Annotated in this window: 28 protein-coding genes and 3 pseudogenes; 15 read left to right on the top strand and 16 right to left on the bottom strand. The window is 59.4% G+C overall.

Annotated features, from left to right (window positions below; genetic code table 11):
• Nucleotides 1-27 precede the first annotated feature (27 nt).
• Together QMK51_RS12130 and QMK51_RS12135 are read right to left on the bottom strand one after the other, a co-directional pair.
• Nucleotides 28-1221, bottom strand: a complete 1194-nt coding sequence (locus tag QMK51_RS12130; protein ID WP_320394187.1) for an MFS transporter — start codon at nucleotides 1219-1221, stop codon at nucleotides 28-30.
• A gap of 55 nt (nucleotides 1222-1276) precedes the next feature.
• On the bottom strand, nucleotides 1277-2269 hold the full coding sequence (locus QMK51_RS12135) for a transporter (RefSeq protein WP_320394188.1): 993 nt from the start codon (nucleotides 2267-2269) through the stop codon (nucleotides 1277-1279).
• 585 nt (nucleotides 2270-2854) lie between these two features.
• Here QMK51_RS12135 and QMK51_RS12140 point away from each other — a divergent pair.
• Nucleotides 2855-3360 (top strand): annotated as a pseudogene (locus tag QMK51_RS12140) (tyrosine-type recombinase/integrase); the annotation flags it as partial.
• Between the two features lie 510 nt (nucleotides 3361-3870).
• On the opposite strand, the pseudogene QMK51_RS12145 reads toward QMK51_RS12140, so the two are convergent.
• Nucleotides 3871-4077: pseudogene (locus tag QMK51_RS12145) on the bottom strand (methyltransferase domain-containing protein); the annotation flags it as partial.
• Nucleotides 4078-4303: 226 nt separating this feature from the next.
• Here QMK51_RS12145 and moaC point away from each other — a divergent pair.
• The 7 genes and pseudogenes from moaC to QMK51_RS12180 form a co-directional block, all read left to right on the top strand.
• Nucleotides 4304-4789 carry a cyclic pyranopterin monophosphate synthase MoaC gene (gene moaC / locus QMK51_RS12150; RefSeq protein ID WP_320394189.1) on the top strand — a complete coding sequence of 162 codons (486 nt, stop codon included), beginning with the start codon at nucleotides 4304-4306 and terminating at the stop codon, nucleotides 4787-4789.
• Nucleotides 4786-5031 carry a MoaD/ThiS family protein gene (locus QMK51_RS12155; RefSeq protein WP_320394190.1) on the top strand — a complete coding sequence of 82 codons (246 nt, stop codon included), beginning with the start codon at nucleotides 4786-4788 and terminating at the stop codon, nucleotides 5029-5031. The genes moaC and QMK51_RS12155 overlap by 4 nt, the downstream gene beginning before the upstream one ends.
• Nucleotides 5032-5035: 4 nt before the next feature.
• Nucleotides 5036-5503 carry a molybdopterin synthase catalytic subunit MoaE gene (gene moaE / locus QMK51_RS12160; protein ID WP_320394191.1) on the top strand — a complete coding sequence of 156 codons (468 nt, stop codon included), beginning with the start codon at nucleotides 5036-5038 and terminating at the stop codon, nucleotides 5501-5503.
• Nucleotides 5504-5536: 33 nt separating this feature from the next.
• A complete protein-coding gene (locus QMK51_RS12165; RefSeq protein ID WP_320394192.1) occupies nucleotides 5537-5980 on the top strand; it encodes a hypothetical protein in 444 nt (147 codons plus the stop codon).
• Between the two features lie 119 nt (nucleotides 5981-6099).
• A complete protein-coding gene (locus QMK51_RS12170; protein WP_320394193.1) occupies nucleotides 6100-7485 on the top strand; it encodes a coproporphyrinogen III oxidase in 1386 nt (461 codons plus the stop codon).
• Nucleotides 7469-8857 (top strand): oxygen-independent coproporphyrinogen III oxidase, encoded by a 1389-nt coding sequence (gene hemN, locus QMK51_RS12175; RefSeq protein WP_320394194.1) that lies wholly within the window; start codon nucleotides 7469-7471, stop codon nucleotides 8855-8857. The genes QMK51_RS12170 and hemN overlap by 17 nt, the downstream gene beginning before the upstream one ends.
• A 16-nt stretch (nucleotides 8858-8873) precedes the next feature.
• Nucleotides 8874-8979, top strand: a pseudogene (locus tag QMK51_RS12180) (short-chain dehydrogenase); the annotation flags it as partial.
• An 18-nt stretch (nucleotides 8980-8997) separates the two neighbouring features.
• Here the strand turns inward: QMK51_RS12180 and QMK51_RS12185 are convergent.
• The 11 genes from QMK51_RS12185 to QMK51_RS12235 form a co-directional block, all read right to left on the bottom strand.
• Nucleotides 8998-10491, bottom strand: coding sequence for a cytochrome D1 domain-containing protein (locus QMK51_RS12185; protein WP_320394195.1), 1494 nt, complete (start codon nucleotides 10489-10491; stop codon nucleotides 8998-9000).
• Nucleotides 10488-11327 (bottom strand): uroporphyrinogen-III C-methyltransferase, encoded by an 840-nt coding sequence (cobA, locus tag QMK51_RS12190; protein ID WP_320394196.1) that lies wholly within the window; start codon nucleotides 11325-11327, stop codon nucleotides 10488-10490. The genes QMK51_RS12185 and cobA overlap by 4 nt, the downstream gene beginning before the upstream one ends.
• Nucleotides 11328-11397: 70 nt before the next feature.
• Nucleotides 11398-12576, bottom strand: a complete 1179-nt coding sequence (gene nirJ, locus QMK51_RS12195; RefSeq protein WP_320394197.1) for a heme d1 biosynthesis radical SAM protein NirJ — start codon at nucleotides 12574-12576, stop codon at nucleotides 11398-11400.
• Between the two features lie 26 nt (nucleotides 12577-12602).
• Complete coding sequence (locus QMK51_RS12200) at nucleotides 12603-13106, bottom strand: nitrite reductase (RefSeq protein WP_320394198.1); 504 nt, start codon at nucleotides 13104-13106, stop codon at nucleotides 12603-12605.
• A complete protein-coding gene (locus QMK51_RS12205; protein WP_320394199.1) occupies nucleotides 13081-13524 on the bottom strand; it encodes an Lrp/AsnC family transcriptional regulator in 444 nt (147 codons plus the stop codon). Before QMK51_RS12205 ends, QMK51_RS12200 begins: the two co-directional genes overlap by 26 nt.
• Complete coding sequence (locus QMK51_RS12210) at nucleotides 13517-14032, bottom strand: AsnC family protein (RefSeq protein ID WP_320394200.1); 516 nt, start codon at nucleotides 14030-14032, stop codon at nucleotides 13517-13519. Before QMK51_RS12210 ends, QMK51_RS12205 begins: the two co-directional genes overlap by 8 nt.
• Complete coding sequence (locus QMK51_RS12215; protein WP_320394201.1) at nucleotides 14029-14487, bottom strand: Lrp/AsnC family transcriptional regulator; 459 nt, start codon at nucleotides 14485-14487, stop codon at nucleotides 14029-14031. Before QMK51_RS12215 ends, QMK51_RS12210 begins: the two co-directional genes overlap by 4 nt.
• Before the next feature lies 1 nt (nucleotide 14488).
• Entirely contained in the window at nucleotides 14489-15667 is a 1179-nt protein-coding gene (locus QMK51_RS12220) for a cytochrome D1 domain-containing protein (protein ID WP_320394202.1), read from the bottom strand.
• Nucleotides 15664-15990 (bottom strand): cytochrome c, encoded by a 327-nt coding sequence (locus QMK51_RS12225; RefSeq protein ID WP_320394203.1) that lies wholly within the window; start codon nucleotides 15988-15990, stop codon nucleotides 15664-15666. The genes QMK51_RS12220 and QMK51_RS12225 overlap by 4 nt, the downstream gene beginning before the upstream one ends.
• A 15-nt stretch (nucleotides 15991-16005) precedes the next feature.
• A complete protein-coding gene (locus QMK51_RS12230; protein ID WP_019649087.1) occupies nucleotides 16006-16320 on the bottom strand; it encodes a c-type cytochrome in 315 nt (104 codons plus the stop codon).
• Nucleotides 16321-16344: 24 nt separating this feature from the next.
• A complete protein-coding gene (locus tag QMK51_RS12235) occupies nucleotides 16345-18036 on the bottom strand; it encodes a cytochrome D1 domain-containing protein (protein WP_413817525.1) in 1692 nt (563 codons plus the stop codon).
• A gap of 208 nt (nucleotides 18037-18244) precedes the next feature.
• Between QMK51_RS12235 and QMK51_RS12240 the strand changes: the two genes are divergently transcribed.
• The 6 genes from QMK51_RS12240 to QMK51_RS12265 all read left to right on the top strand — a co-directional run bounded on the left by QMK51_RS12240 (nucleotide 18245) and on the right by QMK51_RS12265 (nucleotide 23937).
• Nucleotides 18245-19027: a CbbQ/NirQ/NorQ/GpvN family protein gene (locus QMK51_RS12240; RefSeq protein WP_413817535.1), complete on the top strand. Its 783-nt coding sequence runs from the start codon at nucleotides 18245-18247 to the stop codon at nucleotides 19025-19027.
• Nucleotides 19011-19598 carry a cytochrome c oxidase subunit 3 gene (locus tag QMK51_RS12245; RefSeq protein WP_320394205.1) on the top strand — a complete coding sequence of 196 codons (588 nt, stop codon included), beginning with the start codon at nucleotides 19011-19013 and terminating at the stop codon, nucleotides 19596-19598. The genes QMK51_RS12240 and QMK51_RS12245 overlap by 17 nt, the downstream gene beginning before the upstream one ends.
• An 11-nt stretch (nucleotides 19599-19609) precedes the next feature.
• Complete coding sequence (locus QMK51_RS12250) at nucleotides 19610-19867, top strand: cytochrome C oxidase subunit IV family protein (RefSeq protein ID WP_320394206.1); 258 nt, start codon at nucleotides 19610-19612, stop codon at nucleotides 19865-19867.
• A gap of 278 nt (nucleotides 19868-20145) precedes the next feature.
• A complete protein-coding gene (locus QMK51_RS12255) occupies nucleotides 20146-20586 on the top strand; it encodes a cytochrome c (RefSeq protein ID WP_320394509.1) in 441 nt (146 codons plus the stop codon).
• Nucleotides 20587-20589: 3 nt separating this feature from the next.
• The gene (locus QMK51_RS12260; RefSeq protein ID WP_320394207.1) at nucleotides 20590-22017 is read left to right on the top strand and encodes a cbb3-type cytochrome c oxidase subunit I; all 1428 of its coding nucleotides are present in this window, start codon (nucleotides 20590-20592) and stop codon (nucleotides 22015-22017) included.
• Nucleotides 22018-22095: 78 nt separating this feature from the next.
• Entirely contained in the window at nucleotides 22096-23937 is a 1842-nt protein-coding gene (locus QMK51_RS12265; RefSeq protein ID WP_320394208.1) for a nitric oxide reductase activation protein NorD, read from the top strand.
• 23 nt (nucleotides 23938-23960) lie between these two features.
• Here the strand turns inward: QMK51_RS12265 and QMK51_RS12270 are convergent, their stop codons facing one another.
• Together QMK51_RS12270 and QMK51_RS12275 are read right to left on the bottom strand one after the other, a co-directional pair.
• Nucleotides 23961-24161 carry a protein DnrP gene (locus tag QMK51_RS12270; protein WP_320394209.1) on the bottom strand — a complete coding sequence of 67 codons (201 nt, stop codon included), beginning with the start codon at nucleotides 24159-24161 and terminating at the stop codon, nucleotides 23961-23963.
• A complete protein-coding gene (locus QMK51_RS12275) occupies nucleotides 24158-24841 on the bottom strand; it encodes a Crp/Fnr family transcriptional regulator (protein ID WP_320394210.1) in 684 nt (227 codons plus the stop codon). The genes QMK51_RS12270 and QMK51_RS12275 overlap by 4 nt, the downstream gene beginning before the upstream one ends.
• A gap of 571 nt (nucleotides 24842-25412) precedes the next feature.
• Between QMK51_RS12275 and QMK51_RS12280 the strand changes: the two genes are divergently transcribed.
• Nucleotides 25413-26603, top strand: coding sequence for an NnrS family protein (locus QMK51_RS12280; RefSeq protein ID WP_320394211.1), 1191 nt, complete (start codon nucleotides 25413-25415; stop codon nucleotides 26601-26603).
• Nucleotides 26604-26622 lie beyond the last annotated feature (19 nt).

Genomic DNA, 26622 nt, shown 5'->3' on the forward strand with positions numbered 1-26622 from the left:
CTCGTCAATGTGCGGGTTCGTTCATGTTCAGGCCGTTTGCGGGGACATCGCCGGCCCGGATGGCTTCACGCCGCGGCGAAAGCGTGCAACGACCAGGCACGAGATCACCAAGGCTAGCAGATAGGCTGAGGCGGCCAGCCATCCGACCGCGCGGAAGTGTCCCTCGCCCACGACCAGTGCGGCGCCAAACGGGCCGAGTCCCTGGCCGATGAAAATCGCAGCGTTACCCAGGCCTGCCAGTCGACCGGAAGGGTCCAGTTCCGCCGCCATGGAAAGCAGGTAGGGCAGGCTGAAAAACCAGACCATATGGATCAGGCAGGCCGTGGTGATAAAGGCAACGGGGCTGGTGCCATAGACCATGATCAAGGTCGCCAGCAATGCCGTGCCGAAGCTCAACAGTTGCGGAAACAGCAGGCCCAGGCGCCGTCCGATCAGCCCGGCGAGCCCGGCGCCAAGGGCACCGGCAAGGATGCTGCCGCCGAGGATGCCGCCAATCTGCTGGGGCTCCAGGCCGAGGCTCTTGCCGATGCGTTCCTGGTACACCCACAGGGCCGAGTGGCCGAAGAACAGCAGGGCAAACAGCAGGATCAACAGCAGGATCAACAGCATGGCGGTGAGACCGAATGGCTGGGTCGAGCCATTGGCCGCGCGATGGGTGTCCGGGTAGCGCTTGGGCACTCTCCAGCAACCCAGCGCCGCTAGCACGCTGGTGATCGCCAACAGGGAAAACGCCCCATTCACGCCAAATGTTTGAAGGACCAGCGGCATGGAGGTCACCAGCAGCATGCCCCACAGCAGGTTGCCGATGTTGATGACGGCGAAGGTCGCATCCTTGGACGTGCGCAGCGCTGCGGTGGCATAGACCACCGCCATGACCGCGCCGCCGCTGGCGCCGCAGATCATCCTGGAAATGACCAGCCCGGTCTGACTGTGCAGTTGTGTACTGGCCAGGTTACCCAATGCCAGGATCAACAAGGCCACCAGGGCGAAGCGGCGCCGGTCGACGCTCGCCATGAACAGGGCGCAGACCCCGCAGGCGATGGCCATCGCCATGAGTTCCGCGGCGAAGATCGCGCCGATTGCATTGAGTGGCAGGCCGAGCTGGTCGATCAAGGCACCGCCCAGGATCGGCTGGATCTGCAGCGTCCCCAGGGAAATGACCATCATCAGGCAGATGGCGCCCAGTGATTTTTTGCTGTCGATGGAGTCGAGTGCGTTCATGAAGCATCACCTCAGGTAAAGAGCCCGCTCATGCGTGAGCCGGCCTACACGTCAATCAGAACTTGTGAACGTAGCGAACCTGCACCTGGTAATCCGCTCGGGAGCGATTCTCGACGCCGGTTTCTTTATAGGTGTTGAGCCAGAAGGCTTTGTCTTCGGTGATTTTCCAGAACAGGCCCGGGCCAAAGCCCAGCACCTTTTCCCGGGAGTCGGTCAGGGTGTTGCCGTTGACCTTGTCATCCGAAATCTGCCGGAAGTAGTAGCCGTTGATGCCGACCGAGACCTTCGGGAACACTTCGTACGAGGCGGTGAAGTTGGCCCATGCCGACTGTCCTGACTGGGTGTCGCGCACCGCTTGCCCTTCAAAGAACTGCTGCGAACTGCTCGCCGGATCGTCGTTCTTGAAGTTGTACAGATAGTTCAGTCTCCAACTCACTTCCCAACGGGGTGCCGGCATCCAGGTCGCTGCCCAGTAGGGGTTCAGGGAGAAGTGGTTGGAGCCAGGGTTCATGTCTTTGTCTTTGTCGTACTTGCCCGTTGGCAGGATGGTGTCGAAGGCCATGCGCTGCACGAAAACCGGCCGGCCGCTGGCGTCGACGATCGGATCGAACTGGACCTGTGGCCCCACCGTGACATCGCCCAGGCCGGTAGCGTTGTCCTTGAGCTTGGCACCATTGTCACCAAAGTCGCCGTCCAGGGAGACGACGGGGACCAGCAGGCTCCATCCCAGGTGTGCCCCACCCGCGAAAGTGTCGGGTGAGTAGTAGCTCAGCTGATTGATCATCGTGATGACGTTGATCTTCGGGTCATCGAAGGCGCCGTTTTTCTTGCCGCCGTTGGTCCTGATGCTGCTGGCGGTGCTGAACTTCAGGTAGGTCTGGTGAGTCAGCCCGGGTGGCCCCGCAAACCCGTCGTAGAAGCTGGTGCCGCCCAGGTTGATACCGCTGGGTTGGCTTACGGAAGGTGGAGGAGGGCCGTCGGCTGCATGGGCGGCAAATGACGCGAAGCTGAGTGCCAGGCACGCTGGCAGGGATTTTGTCAGGCTCATTGAAGTGGCTCTATTCTTGGAATTGTGAGCGGGGGAATGTCCCCTGGCACTTCGACTTTAAGTCCCGGTGGTGGGTGATGCTTGAGCGCAACGGCCAGAGTTGACTGAGCGTGCCATGATAGGGGCGATGATGCTCAACGCGCACTATGCTGCGGCCATCGGCGAGTTGAAACTGGCTTGAGGTAGAACCCAGTAGCGTGTCTTGGATTAATCCCTTTCTTTCTCTTGATACAGCCAAAAAAACAAGTCCAGGATTAAGTCTTTTCCTGCCTCGGCAAGAAAATAAAACCCTTAAATTTCAATGAGTCGGACACCAGATACGAGTCTCGTTTCCCGCTCCAAATATTGATCTACAGATGTCTACTGAAATCTGTAAGTCATTGAAAATAGAGGCTTAGGCCTCTTTTTTTCGTTCCAGTGATTTCTACTGAAAGCCACCCCCAGCCACGCTTTTTTTGTACATTAAAACGTACATCGAAATCCGGACCCAGGACGTGCCAGTTTTCAGATAGATGATGCATTGCTGGAACCCGTACATCTCTCCTCAATCGATCGAGACGAGGAGATGTACGTATGCCTTTGACTGATATTGTCGCCATTCCCAAGCCGCCAGTGACAAACAACCTCTATCTACTCATGGAAGACCTTCCTGTCTTCCTGTAAAAGTTGCGGCATTACGGTGGTAGCAAAGCAACTGTTTTGGGTTTGCGCTTGCTGTTCCTGGCTGGCGTGCGAACAGGCGAATTGCGATTAGCTGAGCCTGACCAGTTTGACTTGGATCGGGGAATTTGGACTATACCGGCGGTGATTGTTAAGCAGTTGCAGGTGCGATTACGCAAGGAGGGTAGCAACAAGATTCCGCCTTATGTGGTTCCGCTTTCACGTCAGGTAATCGCGATCGTCCGGGAGTTGCTCAAGCTCAAGTTCAGGCGTCCAGCACAGCGCTAATTACTGCCGCATCGCAGTGACCTGTCAAAGCGAATCAGCGAGAACACCCTCAGCGTAGCGCTCAAGTGCATGGGCTATGAAACCCAGCTGACGGGCACGGTATTCGCGCAACGCTTTCTACCGCGCTCAACGAGCTTGGTTATGACGCGGCGGCTCAGTTCGGCAAATTCTTCGGGGCTAAGCGTAATGTCCAGAGCGCTCACCAAGAACTCTCCAAGGTAGGAATGGCACCTGAAGTGTAGTGCAAACATGCAGAAATTTATTTCGCGAACAGCACACTAGCACCGAATTTTTCAGGGGGGATTCGCTGAGGGAGGCTAATTGTCGCAGCTCGGTCTATGACGCAATGGGGTCTTTAATCAGTGATGTTTACTTGATCAAACATCACTGATCTTTATCCTTTAGGTCATCAATTCATCTTGCTGTGATCAGGCATATTCAGAGCCCACTGTGTGTTTCTGTAATTCTTGCAGACCGTCGTATTTCTTGTGAGCTGGTCACTGTCCCAGTTAAAACTCATGGGGGCAGATTCCATACATAATGGTCAAATTTATAAATTTTCCAAGGACTACACCCTCCCTGACTACGACGGCCTCGCTCTTTTCGTGAATACGAAAGGCGCCAAGTGCTGGCACTTCCGCTTTTCCTGGGCGGATAAGGTCGTAGTGGCTGCCGATGTCCACCTTCGCCTCTACCAACATTTCACAGTTCGCCAAATGCACCTGCGAAGAGCCCGCTGCCCGTGCGGCCTTGACCAGCGTCGCGTCGCCATCCACACCGAGCGCCTTGATAGCCCGTCAGCCAGCGTCCACAACAGCCAGCCATCGCCACAGCCCAGTTCAAGCGCGCTCGGGCTGACGGACTACACCGTCGGAAGGATTGCCTTGTTGGTGACGCTTTACCTGCGTCTTTTCGAAATGCCAGCAGCCAAGATCCTGTAAGCATGTGCCGTGCTCGACATCCAGATATACGCAAGGTTGCAGGAATGGCCTTGTTTGGATTACTTGATTGATGTCAACCGCATGAGTCGGCCTGCTCTGTATTCTGCGCTGACACCGACAGTTGGAAGGGCAAGGCTTATTGCTTATGACTGAATTGACGCTGACTCACCTCGACTCACTGGGACGCTCACGAATGGTCGATGTTACGGATAAATGCGTGACGTCCCGAGAAGCAGTGGCTGAAGCATGGGTTCATATGCTTGCAGAGACCCGACAACTGATTGCCGGTGGTGCCCACCCTAAAGGTGACGTATTTGCGGTAGCGCGGATCGCTGGCATTCAGGCGGCCAAACGCACGAGCGAGTTGATTCCGCTCTGTCACCCGCTGCTTTTGAGCAGTGTTAACGTTGAGTTGAGTTTTGAAGGTGACCAACGCGTACGCATTGTTTCTCGGTGCAAATTGTCCGGACAGACCGGTGTCGAGATGGAGGCACTGACCGCCGCCAGTGTGGCGGCCTTGACCCTGTATGACATGTGCAAGGCCGTGGACCGGGGTATGAGTATCGAATCGGTGCGATTGTTGGAGAAACGGGGTGGTAAAAGCGGTTGGTATCAGGCGCAGGAACAATGAAGCTGAATGTTTTGTATTTCTCGCGGTACCGCGAAACGCTGGGCCTTGACGTTGAAATGATTGAAGGTGATTTCACTTCTGTCGATCAGTTGCGTCAGCACCTGATGCATCGTTCCGGTGTTTGGCGGGTGCTGGCTGAACAGAACCTCATGTGTTCCCGCAACCAGGACATGTGTGGGCTCGATGAGCCGTTGATAGATGGTGATGAAGTGGGTTTTTTCCCAACCGTGACGGGAGGGTGAATCGATGATTCGAGTCCAGACAGGCAGCTTCGACCCCGGTACCGAAATCAACACGCTGCATGCTTTGAGCCTTGATGTCGGCGCGGTGGTGAGTTGTGTAGGGTATGTACGTGACTCCAGCGTCGGACGGGAAGTCGCCGGCCTGTTTCTTGAGCATTACCCCGGGATGACCGAAAAGGTGCTTGGCAAGATCGCCGACGAAGCTCGCCAGCGCTGGCCGTTACTTGGATTGGTGTTGATCCATCGAATCGGAGCGTTGCAACCGGGAGAGCCTATTGTGTTTGTCGGCATTTGCAGCAGTCATCGTCAGGCGGCTTTCGAGGCCTGCGGGTTCGTGATGGATTACCTGAAAACTCGCGCGCCATTCTGGAAGAAAGAACAGATGGCCGAGAGTTCCCATTGGGTCGAGGCTCGCAACAGTGATCGCGAGGCGGCGCAACGATGGAATAAACGTTTCCCTCGCTGTGAGTGAATCGTGTTCAGCTGTATTGAGAGCGAGAATCCCATGCTCTATCCGCTATTTCTGACGTTGCATCTGTTTGCCGCGCTGATTTTTATCGGCACGGTGTTTTTCGAAGTCCTGTTCCTTGAAAGTATCCGCAAACAGCTGCCCGTCAAGGTCATGTTGCTGGTCGAGCAGGGGGTCGGTCGACGTGCCCGCACCTTGATTCCATGGGTTCTGCTGGTATTGTTCGGCGCCGGGCTGGGTATGGTCTGGCTGCGTTATTTGCCGGCCCTTGCAATGCCGATGACCTCATCATTCGGCACATTGCTGATGTTGAAGATCGTGGTGGCCGTCAGCGTACTGCTGCATTTCCTGGTCGCCATGTTTTTGTTCAAAAGTGGCCGGATGAGTGCTCGATACCTGCATTTCATCCATGGCAGCCTGTTCTGCCATATGGTCGTCATCGTACTGTTGGCCAAGTGGATGTTTTACTTGGCGTGGTGACTGTACTTGCCGGGTGTCTGTCGCGCGACAAGCACCTTGCTCGCGCTTGATACAAATCAAGGAGCATTGATCGCCAAACCCCGACACTGGCAGTCCGCAGCCAGTCTCGGAGACCCGTCATGCTCAATTTATTCCACAATCCCGGCGAGCTGAACGCTCGGTGCGATCAAGGCGTGCTCGATCCCGGCTGCCATGTCGACACGGAAAAGTTCCATGACGGTATCGGCTCTCTGGATTTGCTTCGTGCATTGCGCGTCAGCCGACAGAAGTGCCGTCCGCTGTCGCTGAATGTGCAACTGCCTTCTAACCTGAAGCCTTCCTTGTGTTCCCCTCGCGATATTTCATGCGAACACAGTGGTGTCGAACACTATCTTCAGCGTCTGCAACATGAGATCGACCTCGTCGGCTGTCACCTGGGGACTGGGCAGCGGGTCGAGCAGTTTCATCTGGGGGGCGGAACACCTGCCATCGCCCACCTGAGGCGGCTGATGAATCACCTTCGTGGTCGATTCAACTTTCTTGGACATGCGTGTGCTGACTACAGCATAGAAGTGGACCTTCACCATACCGATTGGTCGACCATGGGCGTGCTGCGTGACCAGGGATTCAACCATGTCAGCATCGGCGTTCCGGACATCGGTGCCGACAGTGCGATGTCGGTGGCCTGCTACCAGAACCCGGCACCGATCCATTCGCTTATCGATGCCGCTCGCACCTTCGGTTATCGATCCATCAATGTCGATCTGGGTTATGGCCATACTTGGCAGACGCCAGAAAGTTTTGCGCTGAAACTGGCAACCATCATCGAGCTGGAGCCGGACCGGCTGCTGGTGTTTGATTATGCCCGGCCACCTCAACGCTATCGCCCAAAGGCCGCAGATAAAATCAGGGCGTTTTGCAGCGAGGAAGATAAAGGCGCCATGCGCCGGATCTGCTTTGAACAAATGATCGGTGCCGGTTATCACTACATTGGCCTGGGGCAGTTTGTCCGGCCCGATGACGATTTGGCGATTGCTCAGGAGCGCGGCCGATTAAGTCGCAATAGTGAGGGATTTACCCGTCACGGGTATTGCGACCATATCGGGTTCGGTTTGGGCGCTATCAGTCAGATCGACGATTTGTATGCGCAAAACACCGACAAACTGGAGCTGTATCAGCAGCAACTGGACATGGATCAATTGCCGACAAGTCGTGGCTGGCGCTGTGAGACGGGGAATCAGGCCAGGCACATGGTCGTGGAGCGCCTGGCGTGTGATCTGGAGCTGGATATCCAGGCAATCGAGACGCGCTATGGACTGATTTTTCGTCAGTACTTTTCCACCGTCTGGCCTGTGCTGGAGCAATTGACCCGCGACGGGGTGATTGAGTTGTCTGATCGTTTTATCAGTATTCTTCCGGCCGGTCGGCCGCACGTGGATGCCATCTGCAACCTGTTTGAAAAGGATTCGGGCAGTGCGGGGCATGAGCCCCATTGCGAGTGGATTGATCATGACAACTTCGTTTGATTTCAATCGCGCCCTGGTCGAAAAATATGACCGCCCGGGGCCGCGCTATACCTCTTACCCGACCGCGCCGCAGTTTCATCAGGCGTTCGCCGTCGATGACTACCAGCGTGCCGCCTCGGACAGCAACCAGGCGGCAACGCCAAAATCGCTGTCGGTGTACATCCACATCCCGTTCTGCAAGAGCCTTTGTTATTACTGCGCCTGCAATAAAATCATTACCCGGAAAACCCACCGCGCCGTCGAGTACCTGACGTACCTCAAGCGCGAAATCGTGATGCAAGCCGCCTTGTTCGACCGCACCCGCAAACTCACACAACTGCACCTGGGTGGTGGCACACCGACCTATTTGACCAGCGAGCAACTGGCTGACCTTATGGACTGCCTGCACCAGGCATTCGACATGGATGACAGCGATGACCATGAGTTTTCCATCGAGGTCGACCCTCGCACCATCAACACCGAACAGATCCAGTCGCTGCTCCGGTTGGGGTTCAATCGCCTGAGCTTCGGCGTGCAGGACTTCGATCCCGACGTGCAGGCCGCGGTCAATCGTCAGCAAAGTGAAGGGCAAATTTACGCACTGGTCGCTGCTGCGCGTCAGGCGCAATTCAAGTCGATCAGCGTCGATCTTATCTACGGCCTGCCAATGCAAACCGTGAACAGTTTCGACGTCACCCTCGGCAAGATCATCGCGTTGCGCCCGGACCGGATTGCCGCCTACAGCTACGCCCATTTGCCGGAGCTGGTGCGCGCGCAACGGCTGATTCGTCCGGCCGATATGCCGCCACCTGAGCGCAAGCTGGAGTTGCTTGAACTGACTATCCGCCGTCTGACCGAGGCCGGTTATGTCTATATCGGCATGGACCATTTCGCCTTGCCGGACGATGAGCTGGCCTTGGCCCGGGCCAATGGCACGTTGCAGCGCAATTTCCAGGGTTATTCCACCCACGCCGACTGCGATTTGATCGGTCTCGGGGTGTCTTCGATCGGCAAGGTCGGTGATAGCTACAGCCAGAGCGTCAAGGAGCTTTCGCAGTATTACGCGCGACTGGATCAAGGCTTGTTACCGGTCCACCGAGGTTACTGCTTGAGCGCCGACGATCTGCTGCGCCGTGAAGTGATCAGCGATCTGATGTGTCATGGCCGGATCGACTTCGGCAAGTTTGAAGCGCGTCATGCCATCTGCTTTACCGAGTACTTTGCCGATGCGCTGATGCAACTGGACGAGCATGTTCGCGATGGATTGCTGCAGATTCACGAAGATGCGTTGGTGTTGTTGCCCCACGGGTATTTGATGATGCGCAGCGCGGCGATGGCGTTTGACGCCTATCTGGACGGTGATCAAAAAGGCCGGTTTTCACGCGCCGTTTGAAGTCCCGAGCTCCGGGGATGCGTCAGCGGTGGCCAACGTGATTGTTTTTTCAGCTGTCCCAAGGTGCTCGGGGTGTCTGCGGTCAGGACTGGAAAGTCGACAACGGTTACACTCTGGGGTAAAGCGATCGGCACAAGGGGCTAGTGTGAAGTGCCCTCGGCAAACTCGATTTTGTTGCCGACGTTGTACTTGCCCGAGGGCTTGTTCATCGGCACGCGCTTGATCTCTTTGAGGGTGTTGCTGTCGTAGACAATCAGCGCACCGTCGGTGGCCCAGATACTCAGCAGCAGGTAGCGACCGTCGCGGGTGAACTCGACGTGAGCGGCGGTCTTGCCAGGCATCGGGCGCAGGGTGTGGGCGATTTCCAGGGTCTGTTTATCGATCAGGTGGATTGCATCGTTGTCGGGGCCGAAGAACACGTCGGTCCAGGCATACCGCGAGTTGACGTGACTGCGCATGAAGAAACCCGGCCCCAGGGTCGGAATTTCCTTGATCAACTTCCAGGTCTTGAAGTCGATGACCGAGATCAGTCCCTTGCTGATATTCGGCGTGGCGAACACCCACTCACCGTTACGTTTCCAGTAGGTCCCGGACCCCAGGTGCGGCATGCCCGGCAGCGGAATGTCGGTGACCACCTTGCCACTGTCGAGGTCGATCACCTGACCGCCTTTGGCCTTGCGCGATGTGGCCAGCAGTTGCTTGTAGTCCGGTGAAAAGGAAAAGTCGTCTAGCACATCCTCTGTCTTGATCCGTCGCGGTTCGAAATCCGGTGTGCCGACGCAGGGCAGTTCCCAGACTTCCTTCACGTCCTTGAGCGCCACGACGAAGCTGTCCCGTGGCGGTGCGGTGTAGACCGCGCTGACCCGTGATGCAGTGTCGTCCTGGCCGATCGTCGGAATGGTTTTGATCAGCGACAGATCTCGGGCATCAAGCACCACCAGGTTGCCAGGCAGGTAGTTACCCACCAGCACCCATCGGCCGTCCTTGCTCACCGCGAGGTTGCGGGTATTGAGCCCGGCGCGGACTTCGGCGATCAGCTTCAGGTTGTGCAGGTCGTACAGGCTGACCCAGCCATCGCGTGAGGCGACGTAGACGAAGCGCCCATCCGGCGAAAACTTCGGCCCGCCGTGCACCGCAAAGTGTGAAGCAAACCGCGCCAGCACTTCGAAACGATCGCCGTCGAGGATGTCGATGTGATGATCACCGGTTTCCACCACCACGAACAGGTTCAGTGGATCGGCGCCATGCTGAGGTGTGTCGGGCAGTTTGTTGATATCGGCGAGAATGGAATGACTGCCGCGAATGTCATCGTTACTCCAGGTGGGTGGGGTGGCGGGTGGTTGTTGGAGGTAGTCCACCAGCGCGTCGATCTGCGTGGCGTTGAACACGTTGGCATACCCGGTCATCTGACTCGCGGGACGACCGTTCTGGATCACGCTGCGGATTTCGTCGGGTTTGATCCGGCTCAGACTCTCCGGCAGCAAGGCCGGCCCCGCACCGCCGAAACGGTTGGCGCCATGGCAGCGCTGGCAATGTTGTTGGTAGAGGTCGGCAGCCGCGTCGGAGGATGGAATCGCTGCGCCGGCATGAGCTGCACCGATCCATAACAATGGGGCAAGCAGCATGCGCTTCATGTCGATACCTTACCGTGGCGCCGCAACACTGGAACGGGATAAAAACGCGCCGGGTATTCCTGCTGTTGGGTAGCGAACAGATCGACCACTTTGCCAATCACCGTCAGTGTCGGAATGCCCGGTGGGCAATCCAGTGCCAGGGTCGGCAACTGGTGCAGCATGCCTCGCGCGACGTGCTGGTCGGGACGCGTGCCATTGCTGATCAGCGCCGCCGGTGTGTCGGCGGCCATTCCGGCTTCGATCAAGCGCTGGGCGATAATCCCGAGGTTCGATAACCCCATGTAAAACACCAGGGTCTGGCTGCTGTCGGCGAGACTGCTCCAGGGCAATTGCAACTCGCCATCGCGCTGCAAGTGCCCGGTAATGAAGCGGCAGGAGTTGACCAGGTCCCGGTGGGTCAGCGGAATGCCCGCGTAAGCGCTGCACCCGGAGGCGGCGGTAATGCCCGGGACTACCTGGCAGTCAATGTTGCGTTGCAGCAGATACTCCAGCTCCTCGGCGCCACGGCCGAATATGAACGGGTCGCCGCCCTTGAGCCGGACCACACGCTGGCCCAGATCGGCGAGGTCGGCGAGCAGTTCGTTGATCTGTTCCTGGGGCAGACTATGGCACCCGCTGGCCTTGCCGACGTAATGCCGGGCGCAGGTGAGGGGGATCAATGCCAGCAGCTCGGGGCTGATCAGGCGGTCGTAAACCACGGCGTCGGCTTGCATCAACAGGCCCCAGGCGCGCAGGGTCAGCAAGCGTGGATCGCCGGGGCCGGCGCCGACCAGGGCGACTTCGCCCGGTCTGAACGGGGACTCAAGTGCAGCCGGTAAAATAATCGATGGGTGCATGGGACGTCCTTGGTACTTCATCAGGTGGGCCGGCCCCATCCTTTGTCAGATGGCTCGCCAGGCGGGTGCTTCAGTGCATGACGCAAGGGATGGTCATTAATGGCGGCATACCGATTTCTTCATCGCTGAGATGGCAGCCGGGGTCCTGGCCCCAGAGATCCCCTTCGGCCCAGGCGCGGGTGCGGGTATTGCCGTTGCAAATGTTCAACCAGCGGCATTGGCCACAACGGCCACCGACGGCGCGCGGATGCACACGTAGCTGCTGCAACAAGGCGTCCGGCTGGTCCAGCCAGAGCGTGCGAAACGGTGCGTGCCGGACGTTGCCCACCGAGTGCTGCCACCAGTAGGTGTCGGGGTGCACTTCACCGGTGTTGTCGATGTTGGCGATGCCGCTGCCCGAGGCGTTGCCGCCCCAGGCGCGGAGCATGTGTTCCAGGTGCGAGTAATGTTCGGGTAGATGCAGGCCCACCCATTGCAGCAAGAGAATCGCGTCGGCATCGTTGTTGCCGCTGACAAAATCGCTGTCGCGGCCCAGCTCAATGTCTTCCCTGGCCTGTTCGAAAATCAGCGTCATCGCCTCGCGGCTCATCTGCTGCCGGGCGTCGAGCTTGCGGCTGCGTTTGCCGCGACCGCTGTAGTTGAGGTGCGACAGATAAAACTTCTGCACGTCGTACTCGCGCATCAGCGCCAGTAATTGGGGCAATTGTTGATGGTTCTCTTGGGTCAGGGTGGTGCGCAGGCCGACGCGAATGCCCTGTTCGCGGCAGAGGCGGATCGCCCGCATGGAACTGGCGAAACTGCCCTTGAGTTGGCGGAACGCATCATGAGTGGCTTCCAGGCCATCGATGCTGATCCCGACATAATCGAAATTCGCCGCGCGGATCTGCGTGATGTTCTGCTCGTTGATCAGTGTGCCGTTGGTGGACAACGCCACAAAGAAACCCTTGGTGCGGGCGTAGGCGCTGAGCACAAACAGATCGTCGCGCAACAGCGGTTCACCGCCGGAAAGAATCAGGACCTTCACCCCGGCGTTGTGCAGATCGTCGATCACGGTCAGCGCGGCGGGCGTATCCAGTTCGTCGCGAAAGACACTGTCGGCGGAAGTGGCGTAGCAGTGTTTGCAGGTCAGGTTGCAGCGCCTGAGCAGGTTCCAGATCACCACCGGCGGCCGGTTGCTGCCCGGTGGGCTGGTTCTGGGGGTAGGTGCCTGGCCGGTCAGGGCGCGCAGGTATTGGCTGATCCTCAACATGCAAATCTCCTTGAACAAGCGCGTGTTCAGCGTGGCGCTGGTGGTAGCCGCAAACCGGTTTTTTTCAGGATGCGACTGCTCACCAGCATCTCGTCGGCGGCACAGGCATCGCCCAGCAAGTAGCGCAGGTGTTCGCGGTAGCTGTCGATTTCCTCGCGGCTGCGGCCATGGACCATGGCGAACAGGTTGTAGCGCCATGCGGTTCGTCGTGGGCGTCGATAACAGTGGCTGACAAAAGGTTGCGCACCGATCAGCGCACCAAGGCGCGGCATGTCGGTGTCGCGCACATCCCAGACCGTCATGCCGTTGTAGCGATAGCCCAGGCGATAATGGTTGGGGACGGCGGCGATACGCCGGATAGCACCTTCGGCCTGCAAGCGCTTGAGCAAATCCAGGGTGGACTCGATGCTCAGGTTCAGCTGTTCGGCGAGCCAGGCCCATGGGTCGTCCAGCAATGGCAGGCCCGCTTGGGTCAGCTCGATCAGACGGCGGGCTAAGGTGTCTTCAGACCGGGAAGTGCAGACCGACATGGTAAGTCTCCTCTTTGGGCAAGTTGAGCAGCGGCAGGCCGGTCAGGGTTTCGATGCGGTGCAGGGCCTCGCTCAGGTCATGTTCAGTGGCGCAGGCGAGCACGAACCACATGTTCCAGGCGTGTTCGCGTCGGTAGTTGTGCGCTACTTCAGGCAGGGCATGCAGTTGCTCGGCGACGTCTTCGAACCGCTCTTCCGGCACCGCCAGCGCCGCGAGGGTGAAGGCGCCGTCGAGGCGTTCAATGTCGAACATCGGGCCGAAGCGCGTAAGCATGCCGTCTTCCAGCAAATCATGGAGGCGACCGAGCAATTCATGGCTGCTGCTGTCCAGTTCGGCGGCCAGTGCCTGCCACGGGTGGCGCACCAGCGGCAGTCCCAGTTGCAGGCGGTTGATCAGCCGACGGTCGAGGTCATCCATGGGTGGGGGCTCCTGTTGGCGAGGGTGCAAAGCGTCCGCCGCACTGTTTGAAGGCATGGGTGCTGAACAGCAGTTGATGGGGCAGGTCGCTCAGCAGGTGTTCTTCCAGCAGCGTCTGAATCTGCGCCTCGACCTGCGCGCGTTGGCGCCCGTGAACCATGCAGAACAGGTTGTAGCGCCACTGTGGCAGGCGCCGGGGCCGTTGGTAGCAGAGGGTGATGCCGTGCGCCCGGCCCAGGCGCTGGCCGACTTCGTCGATCAGCGCGTCCGGAACATCCAGCACCAGCATGGCGTTGGCGGTATAACCCAGCGCGTGATGGTTGAGCACCAGACCGACCCGCCGAAACAGCCCTTGTTCGTGCCACTGGTGCATTTGCGCGAGCACTTGGTTTTCATCGGCGCTTATCCGTTCCGCGAGGGCCTGATAAGGGCGTGATACCCGCGGCAATCCGCCTTCCAGATGCCGACGTAGCGCCAGTGCCTGTTTGGGGCTCAATCCCGGCTTCATAGGCCTTCTTCCAGGGCAAAACCGAGGTTGATGCGGTAAGCGGTCAACATCGGCAGATCCAGCGGTATGAGGCCGGTATCTTTCTCGAGTTCGTTGAGTACGCGTTCGATATGTGGGCGATCAGGCCCGGTCAACACAAACCAGAGGTTGTAGAAATGCTCCCGGGCGTAGTTGTGATTGACCTCGGGATACTGGCTGACGCGCTCGGCGACCTGTTGCAGACGTTCGGCGGGCACGGCGAAGGCGGCGAGGGTGCTGGCCCCGGCGCGGCTGTGTTCGAACACCGGGCCGATCCGTGAGAGGGTGCCGGCCTGATCCATTGCTTGCAGGCAGGCCATCACGTGCGCCTCGTCGCAACCGAGGACTTTGGCGATCTCTTTAAACGGTTCCGGACACAGCGGCATGCCGTGCTGGAAGCGATCGATCAGTTGGCGGCTGAGCAGGTCGAGGTTCATTTCAATAGCCCATTTTTTGCGCGCGACTGCTGAAGAAGATGCCGCTCGGCGCGATGGCGGGAAGGGTGCTCAGCAACTTCAGACTGTACGGGTCCCAGACCTGAACCTGATTGCCATCACGTAATGACAGCCACAACTGGTCGCCGCGCGCGGTGAATTCCATGTGCAGCACCGCCGGCCCTGGCCGCAGATCGGCGAGCACGGCATGGGTTTCGGTGTCGATGACCTGCACCCGATCGTTGTCCGGGTAGGCGAAGTTGACCCACAGTTGCCGACCGTCCGGCCGCGACGTGACGAACACCGGTTGGCCGGCCACCGGGATGGCAGCAGTCTGCTGCCAACTGCGCGAATCCATCACCAGCACTTGATGGCGGCCGACGGCGGGCACGAAGGCCTGGTTGTCAGCAACGGCCCAGCCCTCCAGATGCGGCATCTTGTAGACGGGTAATTTCGCCTGGCCGCGCCCGTAATCACCAAGCACTCGCTGCACCCCGCGCTCGGGGTGCCAGAGGTCGAGTTGCGCCATGCCGTCTTCACCGAACAGTCCAGCCATGTAATAGCGACCATCGGGGGTAATCAGCGCGTCGTAGGGTTGCTGGCCGATGCCGGTGAAGCGGCTGATCTGCGGCGTGTTGCCTTGACTGAAATCGGCGGTCCAAATCTCGCCGGTATCGAACAGGCTGAACACAAAACGCTGACCGGGCGCGTCGACCAGGCCCACCACCCGCGAACGTTTGCTGCCATCGGCGAGCGGTGTCGCGGGAATATCGGCCACCTGTTGCAGAGTGACGGCATCGAACACCTTCACGCCGCCAGGCACGTAGTTAGAGACCGCGATCAACTTGCCGTCCTGACTGATGGCGCCGCCGATGCTGTTGCCGCCCTGTATCACCCGTTGATCGATGCGTTGGGTCAGCAGGTCGATTTTGCTCAACCCGCCGTCGCGGCCGAACACATAGGCATAACGCTGGTCGCGGGAAAACACTACCGAGGCATGGGACAAGTCGCCGAAGCCCTCGAGGCGGGACAGCGCGGTGTGGGTATCGCTTTCGATGATTTGCACGCTGCCGGTGGCGCGCTCCACCACCACGCCCAGATCGCCGGTACCACGCAAGGGTGGCTGAACGCAGGCGGACAACAACAGCCCGGTCGCCGCTAAAAGCAGGGTTGAACGGATCATGGTGCGGGATATCCCTGGAGAAGAAGATCGACCAGCCAATGGATGTCGTCCGGGCTGAGCAGTGGGTCCCAACCGGGCATCGCGGTGCCGGGGCGGCCTTGGGTGACGGTGGCAATCAGGCTGTCGCGGGACTTGCCTGCCAGCGTTGCTCGCGTCAGGTCGGGACCCAGCCCTCCGGTCATGTGCAGTCCATGACAGGCGCCGCAATCCTGGGCCAGCAGATGCTCGAGTTGGGCCTGACGCTTGGCGTCCGGTGCCGCAACCGAGGTCGCGCAAAAAAGGAGGAGGGCCGCCAGAACCGCTGCGTGTCGATGAACCATCATGGCGCCCTCCGTTGGCTATTTGAGACTCAGGACCCACGTTGCAAGTGTCTTCGCTTCGTCATCCGTCACCGGGTTGGCCGGCATGGGTATCGGGCCCCAGTTGCCCTGCGTACCGTTCTTGATGTGGTTGGCCAGGGTGTCCACGGCCTCGGGCACGCCAGCGTTCTTGGCTGCGACATCCTTGAGCGCCGGGCCAACAAGCTTGGTGTCGATGGAATGGCAGGCGGCGCAGGGTTTGCTCTTGAACAGTTCCTGCGCATCTTGGGCCACAACCGGCTGCACGCTCAGCGCAGCGGTCAGGGCGAACAGTGAAAGCAGAGTATTTTTCATTGTCGTTCCTTGCATTGATGGAGCTCAATAAATGTCGTGTTGGGTGTTGTAGACATTGAATTTCCCGGTGGGGGTAATCAGTCGTTTGTCCTTGATCACCGATTTGAGCTTCAGCGTTTTGTCGTCGATCACCACCAGTGCCGACTCCTCTGATTGGCCGCTCCACACGGAGAACCAGACCTCATCGCCGGCCTTGTTGTATTCCGGCTGCACGACCCGCATGGCGCCTTGCTTGATGCCGGCGTACTCGGCGATGGGCAGCACGGTGTAGCCGGCGTCGAGTTTGTCGATGTTGAACACCGCCACGGACTGGCTCAGCTTGGCGTCCGGGTTGAGGGTGGTGTCGACATACAGGTGACGGGAGTCAGGGTGGGTTTTGATGAACAATGATCCGCCGCCCTGGCCCTTGAGCGAGGCGACCTGTTTCCAGGCGTATTGCGGGTGTTTGGCCGGGTCGGTTCCGATCAAGGAGATGCCGTCATCACCCAGGTGGCTGGTGGCCCAGACCGGCCCGTAGGTCGGGTGGTTGAAGTTGGCGCCGCGACCGGGATGAGGGGTTTTGCCGACGTCCACCAGGGCTGCCAACTTGCGCTCTTTGGAGTCGATCACGGCGACTTTGTTGGAGTTGTTGGCGGCGGTCATGAAGTAGCGGTGGGTGCTGTCCCAACCGCCGTCATGCAGGAAGGGCGCGGCATCGATGTAGGTGATGGTGAGGTTCTTGATGTCCTGATAATTGACCAGCATGACCTTGCCGGTTTCCTTGACGTTGACGATGAACTCCGGCCATGCGTGGGAGGCGATGATCGCCGCGACCCGGGGTTCCGGGTGGTATTCCTGCTTGTCGACGGTCATGCCGCGGGTCGAGACGATCTGTTTTGGTTCCAGGGTTTCGCCATCCATGATGGTGAATTGCGGTGGCCAATAGGAGCCGGCGACCGTGTATTTGTCTTCGTAGCCCTTGAACTTGGAGGTCTCCACCGAGCGCGCCTCGATGCCCACTTTGACTTCGGCGACCTTGGTCGGCTCCACCGGCCACAGGTCGATCATGTCGATCCGGGCGTCTCGACCAATCACCAGCAGGTAGCGACCCGAAGCGGAGATCCGCGAGATGTGCACCGCATAACCGGTCTCGATCAGCTTGACGATTTTCTTGCTGTCACCGTCGATCAGGGCAATCTTGCCGTCATCGCGCAACGTCACCGAAAACAGGTTCGGCAGGTTGAGTTTGCTCAGTTGCTGCTTCGGACGATCCTCAGGCTTGACCAGCACTTTCCAGGTTTTCAGCGTCTCGGCCATGCCCCATTCAGGCGGCGTCGGCGGCGCGTGCTGAATGAACTTGGCCATTGACGTGATCTGATCCTTGGTCAGCGCATTCGACGTCCCCCAGTTCGGCATGCCCGCCGGCGAGCCGTAGGTAATCAACGCCTCCAGGTACGGTTGACCGCGGGACTGGGTGATGTCCGGTGTCAGTGGTTTGCCGGTGGCGCCTTTGCGCAGAACGCCGTGACAGCCGGCGCAGCGCTGGAAGTAAATTTCCTTGGATGAGTCGAACTCGGCCTGACTCATGTCCGGTGCCCCGGCGGTTTTGACCATCAGCGGGCTGGCCGCAGCAGCGACGGGCTCGTCGGCTCGGGCCGCGTGAGTCACCGCAAGGGCCAGCGCCGAACACCATGTGGCGACAGTCAGAGCAAACGTTTTTCTATTGCTGATCAGCATTCCATTTCTCCTCAGGCAAGACCTTTGCGATGTGCTGAAACGGCAGCCCAGAACGCAGGTTCTTAGTGCCATGCAAGGCTATGCCCGAGCAGGCCAATGCTCGCTTGACCGCGATCAAGTTTGCCGGCCATGTCACTTGCCAGGTTGTCGCAGGCGCCCGTAGCGTGTGGCTTGAATCCGCTTTTGGAACACACAGCCCATGGACCGAATCCAGTCTTGCGAACCCTTCTATCAACCGCTCAACAATGAGGAGGCGCTGTTCGAGCAAGCCTGGCGACACGGCATGCCGGTGCTGATCAAAGGCCCGACGGGCTGCGGCAAGACCCGCTTCGTCCAGCACATGGCTCATCGGCTGAAACTGCCGTTGTACACCGTGGCTTGCCATGACGATCTGAGCGCCGCCGACCTGATCGGCCGTCATTTGATCGGTGCCCAGGGCACGTGGTGGCAGGACGGGCCGTTGACTCGCGCAGTACGTGAAGGCGGTATTTGTTATCTGGACGAAGTGGTCGAGGCGCGGCAAGACACAGTAGTCGTACTGCACCCACTGGCCGATGATCGTCGCGAGTTGTTCCTGGAGCGCACCGGCGAAGTGCTGCAGGCGCCGTCGTCATTCATGCTGGTGGTGTCGTACAACCCCGGCTACCAGAACCTGCTTAAAGGCATGAAACCCAGCACCCGACAACGGTTCGTGGCGATGCGTTTCGGCTATCCGCCAGTGGCCGACGAGGAACGCATCGTTGCCCGGGAAGCGCAGGTGGACAGCGCGCTGGCGGCGCAAGTGGTCAGGCTGGGTCAGGCCCTGCGAAGGCTGGATCAACATGATCTGGAGGAGGTCGCCTCAACGCGACTGCTGATTTTTACCGCGCGAATGATCCGCTCCGGCATGAGCCCGCGTGAAGCGTGCATGGCCTGCCTGGCCGAGCCGCTGAGCGATGATCCGTTGACGGTTGCGGCGCTGATGGGCGTGGTTGATGTCCACTTCGGCTGAGTCCGGACGCGTTGCGCCGGGTCACTTGCCGGGCGATCTGGCGATGTGGTTTTTCATTCTGGCCGAGCTGTCGGTGTTCGCCATCCTGATTCTGGCGTTCGTCGTGACCCAGGCACTCAAGCCGCAGCTGTTCGGTGAAAGCCGCCTATTGCTCAACACCTCTACCGGCCTGGCGATGACCCTGAGCCTGCTCACCGCCGGGCTGTTCGCCGCGCTGGCTCAGGAGCAAGTCAGGCGTTCCCGGTCCCGCCACGGCGCCGTGCTTCTGCTGGCCGCGTTGCTTACCGCCAGTGTCTACGTGGTGTTGAAACTTACCGAATACCGGCACTTGCTGGCCTCGGGGCTGGGCATGGAGCACAACACGTTTTTCACCCTCTACTGGATCCTCACCGGTTTTCATTTTCTCCATGTATTGCTCGGCATGGTCATTCTCGGATGGCTGGCCGAGCGCTGCCGTCGAGGCCTGTACAACGCCGCCAACCGCAGTGGGTTTGAATCGGGCGTGCTGTATTGGCACATGGTCGATCTGATCTGGGTCGTGCTGTTTCCGCTGGTCTACGTGCTGAATTGACGGGGGTTCTGATGTCGGCTTCCAGGCTTTTGCTCGTCTGCTGGGCAGCGCTGGCCACGTTAAGCGTGTGCACCGTCGTGTTGTCACAAGTCGGCGCGACGTGGCTGTTGTCCATTGCCATTTTGCTGGTGGCGGTTGGCAAGGCCTGGCTGATCACCGATGGCTTCATGGAGATGCGTCACGCGCCGCGATTGTGGCGGCGGTTGATGGTGAGCTGGGCGCTGGTGTTGGCGGTGGTTGTGGGGCTGACGCTGGTGTCGATTGGCTAATCACCTGTGGCGAGGGGGCTTGTTGGAAAGCCGCATCGCCCCGTTCGGCTGCGCAGCAGTCGCAAAATCTATGAATGCGGTGCGCCTGATGAAATGTGATTGCAGGTTTTGGGGCTGCTGCGCAGCCCAACGGGGGCAAGCCCCCTCGCCAGAGGTGAATCGTTCGGCTTCATGGTGTCAATACCCAACCAAAACCATCTGCCTTTCTTGATCGCCATCAAGCAGCTTTCAACCCTTGGCTTTCTATCATGGGCACGCCAAGCAAAGAGGAAGCGACCATGTCAGAGACCTTCACCAAAGGCATGGCCAGGAATATCTACTTCGGGGGAAGCGTCTTTTTCTTCCTGATATTCCTGGCCTTGACCTATCACACGGAACAGACCTTTCCAGTGCGCAGCAACGAAGCGCAGTTAACCGAGTCAGTGATTCGCGGCAAGACGGTCTGGGAGCAAAACAACTGCGTTGGCTGCCACACGCTGCTGGGCGAGGGTGCTTATTTCGCCCCTGAGCTGGGCAACGTATTCCAGCGGCGCGGTGGGGAGGAGGGCTTCAAACCCTTTCTGCATGCCTGGATGAAAATGCAGCCGCTGGGCGTGCCGGGCCGACGTGCGATGCCTCAGTTCAAGTTGAGTGACCAGGAGGTGGATGACATTGCCGAGTTCCTCAAATGGAGCTCGAAAATCAACACCAATGGCTGGCCGCCAAACAAGGAGGGCTAAGAGATGAGCATGGCTAATCCGCATCTGAAATTCGCCTCGCAAGCCGTGGCCAAACCCTACTTCGTGTTTGCCCTGTTGCTGTTTCTCGGTCAGGTGCTGTTCGGTTTGATCATGGGCCTGCAATACGTGATCGGGGACTTTCTGTTCCCGATCATTCCCTTCAACGTGGCGCGGATGGTCCACACCAACCTGCTGATCGTCTGGTTGCTGTTCGGATTCATGGGCGCCGCCTACTACCTGATTCCGGAAGAGGCCGATCGTGAACTGCACAGTCCCAAGTTGGCGATCATCCTGTTCTGGGTATTCGCCGCGGCGGGTGTGCTGACCATCCTCGGTTACTTGCTGGTGCCGTATGCCGGCCTGGCCAGGCTGACCCACAACGAGTTGCTGCCGACCATGGGGCGGGAGTTCCTGGAGCAACCGACCATCACCAAGATGGGCATTGTGGTGGTGTGCCTGGGCTTTCTCTACAACATCGGCATGACCCTGCTCAAAGGTCGCAAGACCACGGTCAGCATGGTCATGATGACCGGGCTGATTGGTCTTGCGGTGTTCTTCCTGTTCTCCTTCTACAACCCCGGCAACCTGGCGCGCGACAAGTTCTACTGGTGGTGGGTGGTGCATCTTTGGGTGGAAGGCGTGTGGGAACTGATCATGGGTTCGATGCTCGCTTTCGTCCTGATCAAGATCACCGGGGTCGACCGGGAAGTCGTGGAGAAATGGCTCTACGTGATCATCGCCATGGCGCTGATTACCGGGATCATCGGCACGGGTCACCACTTCTTCTGGATCGGTGCGCCTGAAGTCTGGTTGTGGGTCGGTTCAATCTTCTCCGCACTCGAACCGCTGCCGTTCCTGGCCATGGTGATATTTGCCTTCAGCATGGTGAAGAACCGTCGTCGGCAACACCCGAACCGCGCGGCCACCTTGTGGGCCAAGGGCACCACGGTCACGGCGTTCTTCGGTGCGGGCGTCTGGGGCTTTCTGCATACCCTGGCGCCGGTCAACTTCTACACCCATGGTTCGCAACTGACGGCAGCGCACGGTCACCTGGCGTTCTATGGTGCCTACGCGATGATCGTGATGACCTTGATCAGCTACGCCATGCCGCGCTTGCGCGGACTGGGTGAAGCCGGTGACGAGCGTTCGCAGACCCTCGAAATCTGGGGCTTCTGGTTGATGACCCTGTCGATGGTGATGATCACGCTGTTCCTGACTGCTGCCGGTGTTGTACAGATTTACCTGCAACGCTGGCAGGCCGACGGGATCGCGCTGCCATTCATGTCCACGGTCGAACATTTGCAGGTGCTGTTCTGGGCCCGTCTGGGCGCCGGTCTGGGTTTCTTCGCCGGGCTGCTCTGTTACCTGTTCAGCTTTAAGCAACGTGGCCGCGCAGCCTTGCGCGCCCCGGCTGCGGTTGTACCTTCATGAGCGGGTGCAATGGCTAGAAAAGGTCGGCCCGGCTGATACAGCGGGCCGTTTTTTGGGTTTCCAGGAAGGGCAAGCATCATGGCGTTTACCGTCGAACTGGAAGAGTGGGTAGGCAGTGTCTGGCATCGTTTCATCACCCGGCGTGCCAGCCCGGACTTCCCTGAAGCACGGGTTGAACTGGCTAGCCAGCAACGCCCGCTGGCGCTGTTGTTTCGCGCCATGGGCGGTGCCAATGGCGTCGGTGTGGAAGCCGCCAGCGACCGCGATTTACTGCTGCGACGCAACGTATTGCAGCAAATCGCCGGCACCTGCAAACAAGTGCCATTGGCGTGGTGCGACGCGACGAACCTGCGTTTGCCGTCGAGCCTGGCGGTGTTTCCTGAAGTCGCGCTGAATGAGGAACTCTATCGCTGGCTCGCATTGCTGGCGGCACAGGCCGGGCAGATGCGTCACTGGGGGCGGGACAATCAACGCTGGACGCAACAGCTGCTGCGACGCTATCCCGCGTTGCGCGCTCGCTATCAACGTCTGGTCGATGCCCACCTGCAATTGCGCCCCGATCCGGCTTCGTTGAACACCAGCGAAGCGGCACTGGAACGGGCGTTATGCCAGGCATTGCGCGAGCCCGGCAGTGTCGAACATTTCCCTCGCAGCGAACGGGCCGCGTGGCCACTGCCGCTGTGGTTGTACCCGCCGCAAAACCTCGCCAGCCCGCAGGCTGCGGATCTGGGCGATGAATCCGAAGAGTCGTTGACCACGCCGCCCGGCGAGCAGAAAGGCGGGCGTAAACGCGCGACACGCATCGATGAAAGCACCCGCGATGGCGGGCTGTTGGTGGTGCGTCTCGAGAACCTGTTCAGCTGGACCGAACACGTGGACCTGGATCGCTGGTCGGACGACAGCGAAGACCCGGACGCTGCCAGAGTCGCCGATGACCTGGACGAATTGACCCTGTCGCGCACTCGCCTGCGCAAGGGCGGCGGTCTGAAGCTGCACCTGGATTTGCCACCGGCCGATGTCGACGATATTCCTCTGGGCGAAGGCATCAAGTTGCCGGAGTGGGATTACCGCAAACAACAGATGCAGGACAGCTTCGTCAATCTGCAAATGATGGTGCCCCGAGACTGTGAGGCGCAGCCGTTGCCTTCTCGACTGAAGGCTTCGGCGCATCGCTTGCGGCGCCAGTTCGAGCACCTGCGCAATGACCGCCAGTGGTTACGCCAGCAACCCCAGGGCTCAGAGCTGGACATGCAAGCCTGGCTGGATTTTCATGTTGAGCGCGAGCATGGCCAGTGTGCCGAGCGCGGTCTGTTCATGGAGCAGCGGCAGACTCGCCGCGACCTGGCGTGCCTGTTGCTGGCCGACGTGTCGATGTCCACCGACGCCCACTTGAACGATGAGCACCGCGTCATCGATGTCATCCGCGACAGTCTGCTGCTGTTCGGCGAAACCTTGTCGGTGCTGGGTGATGATTTCGCCTTGTACGGGTTTTCCTCGCTGCGTCGTCAGCAAGTGCGCATGCAGGAACTCAAGTCGTTCACCCAGCGTTATGACGACAACACCCGAGGTCGCATTCAAGGGCTCAAACCGGGGTATTACACACGCATGGGCGCCGCCGTTCGCCAGGCCACGCGCCTGCTGGGCAGCAGCAAACGGCGCAGTAAACTGTTGCTGCTACTGACAGATGGCAAACCGAATGATCTGGATTTGTACGAGGGCCGCTACGGTGTTGAAGACACCCGCGAGGCTGTGCTGGAGGCACGGCGTCAAGGACTGACGCCGTTCTGCATCACGATTGATCGCGAGGCCGGGGATTACCTGCCGTACATGTTCGGCGCCAATGGCTACACCTTGATCCGTCAGCCTGAGCAATTACCGCTGCGCTTGCCGCAGTTGTACCGCCAGCTGACCCAGCCTTGAACCCCGGGTTGATCAACGCAGCATCAGCTGATGCTGCGCGGCAGCCAGAAAAACATCGTCACGCAGAAGATCGTCAGGCCGATGCAGAACCACTTGAATCGGCGCAACCGACGTTGCGCCGCGCGCTCGGCCAGTGCCGGCAGGGGCATGCCGCATTGGCGGCACTCGACTTTTTGTGGTGGGTTGGCATGTTGGCAATACAGGCAGACGGGTAAGGTGTTCACTCAAACTGCTCCAGGCGCAGACGATCAAGAATGGCGATCTGGCGGCCGTCCTGAGTGATGATGTTTTCATCGATCAGGCGCCGGATGATCCGCGAAAAGGTTTCCGGCTGGATCGACAGATGCCCGGCAATCAGTTGCTTGGCCATCGGCAGCTCGAAATGGCTGTTTACGGTTTGCTGGCGCACCAGTTGCGTCAGCAGATAACGCACGACCCGGTGGGTGGCGTTTTTCAGGGACAAGGTTTCGATTTCATTGACCCTTTGGTGCAAGCGAACGCAGAGCTTGCCGAGCAACGCAAAGGTCAACCGGCTATTGCTCTGAAGCAGGCGCATATAGGTGCTGTTGGATAACCGGTAGAGCTGAGTGGGGCAGACCGCCTCGGCCGAGGCCACATAGTTGGGCGTGTCCATCAACATCATCGCCTCGGCGAAGGTTTGTCGATCACCGATGACTTCAAACACTTTCTCCTGCCCATCGGGTGTCAACCGGTAGATTTTCACCGCCCCGGCAATGATGAAATAGAACGAGTCTGCCGGCTCACCCTGACGGAACAACGGCTCGCCTTTGTCGATGCTCAGCAAGTGGCTGGTACTCATCAATTCATCCAGCTGTTCTTCGTTCAACGGCTCAAACAAATGATGACTGCGCAGAATCTGGTGATGGATGCGATGAAGCACCATAAGAATTCATCCTGAAAATTGAGAAGAGGGGGATCAGGTCAGACGAGGCCCAGGGAAATGCCGCTGGCCAGGGCCAGGATTGAGGTCAACACCACAAACCAGGCCAGTGGCTGAAAGACTTTTTTCATGACGACTCCGGGTAATCGAGAGGGATCCAAGATTTCTATAAGGTTGCCCATGCAGAGCAAGAGGCGGGCCAGGCTCGGAGGCCCTTGTTTATTGGGGGTGTCAGCGATCAGGGTAAAAAATACCGTGATCTTTAGGGTTTAAATGACCATCAAAGGGTCATTTGTACCCTGAGCCGATCACCCTTGTGTGAGCGAGCCTGCTCGCGATAGCGGTGGGCCAGCCAACATTGATGCTGAATGTACCGCCGCTATCGCGAGCAGGCTCGCTCCCACAAGGGCAAATCCTCTCGCTATAGGGGTTCGAATGAGCATCGGGGCACGTCCCTTGCACACTTGATCTGCGACAAAGGCAATGGATCGGTAATACCCGATGATTGCCCCAGGATTTACCTCGGCGCGCGCGAGTCGGCGCCAGGTCAGCAAACAGGTAGAGGAGTGGCTTTATGCAAGTGCTTGACCGCCGTAAAGCGATGGCAATCGCGCCGCTGTTACGGCTGGCCTTTCGGCCGTTTTTCCTCGCCGGCTGCCTGTTGGCGGTGCTGGCCATTCCACTGTGGCTGGCGGCTTTTGGTGGCTCGATTTCCGACTGGCAGCCGGCAGGCGGTTGGCTGGGCTGGCATCGGCATGAATTGCTGTTCGGCTTCGGCTTGGCAATTATCGCGGGCTTTCTGCTGACGGCGGTGCAGACCTGGACCGGCCGCCTTGGCCTCAGCGGCAAGCCGTTGGCGGCTCTGGCGCTGCTGTGGTTGTTGGCGCGAGTGGCCTGGCTGGCCAACGCACCGTGGCCGTTGCTCGCGCTGCTGGAAATGGCGTTCCCGTTGGCGGTGGCGTCGCTCATGGGGTTCACCCTGTGGAAGGTGCGGCAGAAACGTAATTACCCGATTGTGGCGGTCTTGCTGTTGTTGGCCGTGGCCGACGGGTTGTCCTTGTACGGCCTGGTCGAGGGGCATGAAGGCTGGCAGCGCCAAGGCGTGCTGACCGGCATCTGGTTGGTGGCGGCGATGATGGGATTGATTGGCGGGCGGGTGATTCCGTTCTTCACCCAGCGTGGCCTCAGTCGGGTGGAAGGCGTTGCTGCCTGGCCCTGGCTGGATCGACTGCTGCTGGTCGGTTCGCCGTTGGTGGCGTTGTTGTATGCCGCAGGACCTGCGCTCGCTCCCAATGTCTGGGTGGGCCTGCTGTTCGCGGTGCTGGCGGCGGGGCATCTGCTGCGCCTGGTGCGCTGGCATGACCGGGCACTCTGGCACGTACCGTTGCTGTGGTCGCTGCACCTGGCTTATGGCTGGTTGGCGGTGGCCTGTCTCGGGATGGCGCTGTGGCATTTCGGCGTGCCGATCAATCCGAGCCTGGCGGTGCATTGCCTGACTATCGGTGCCATGGGCGGCCTGGTTTTGGCGATGATTGCGCGGGTCAGCCTCGGGCATACCGGCCGTGCCCTGGAACCGCCGTCGGGGATGACCCTGGCGTTCATCTTGCTCAACCTGGCGTGCCTGAGCCGGGTCGTGTTGATCCTGTTCTTCCCCTTGCCGGCATTGTGGTTGGCCGGTCTGTGCTGGGCGCTGGCGTTTGCGCTGTACGCCTGGCGCTATGGGCCGATGCTACTGCGGGCCCGGGTGGACGGTCATCCGGGATGAGTACGCGAACTGACAGAGG

Origin of the sequence: Pseudomonas sp. P9_31 (genome assembly GCF_034008235.1) — a bacterium.
GTDB lineage: Bacteria > Pseudomonadota > Gammaproteobacteria > Pseudomonadales > Pseudomonadaceae > Aquipseudomonas.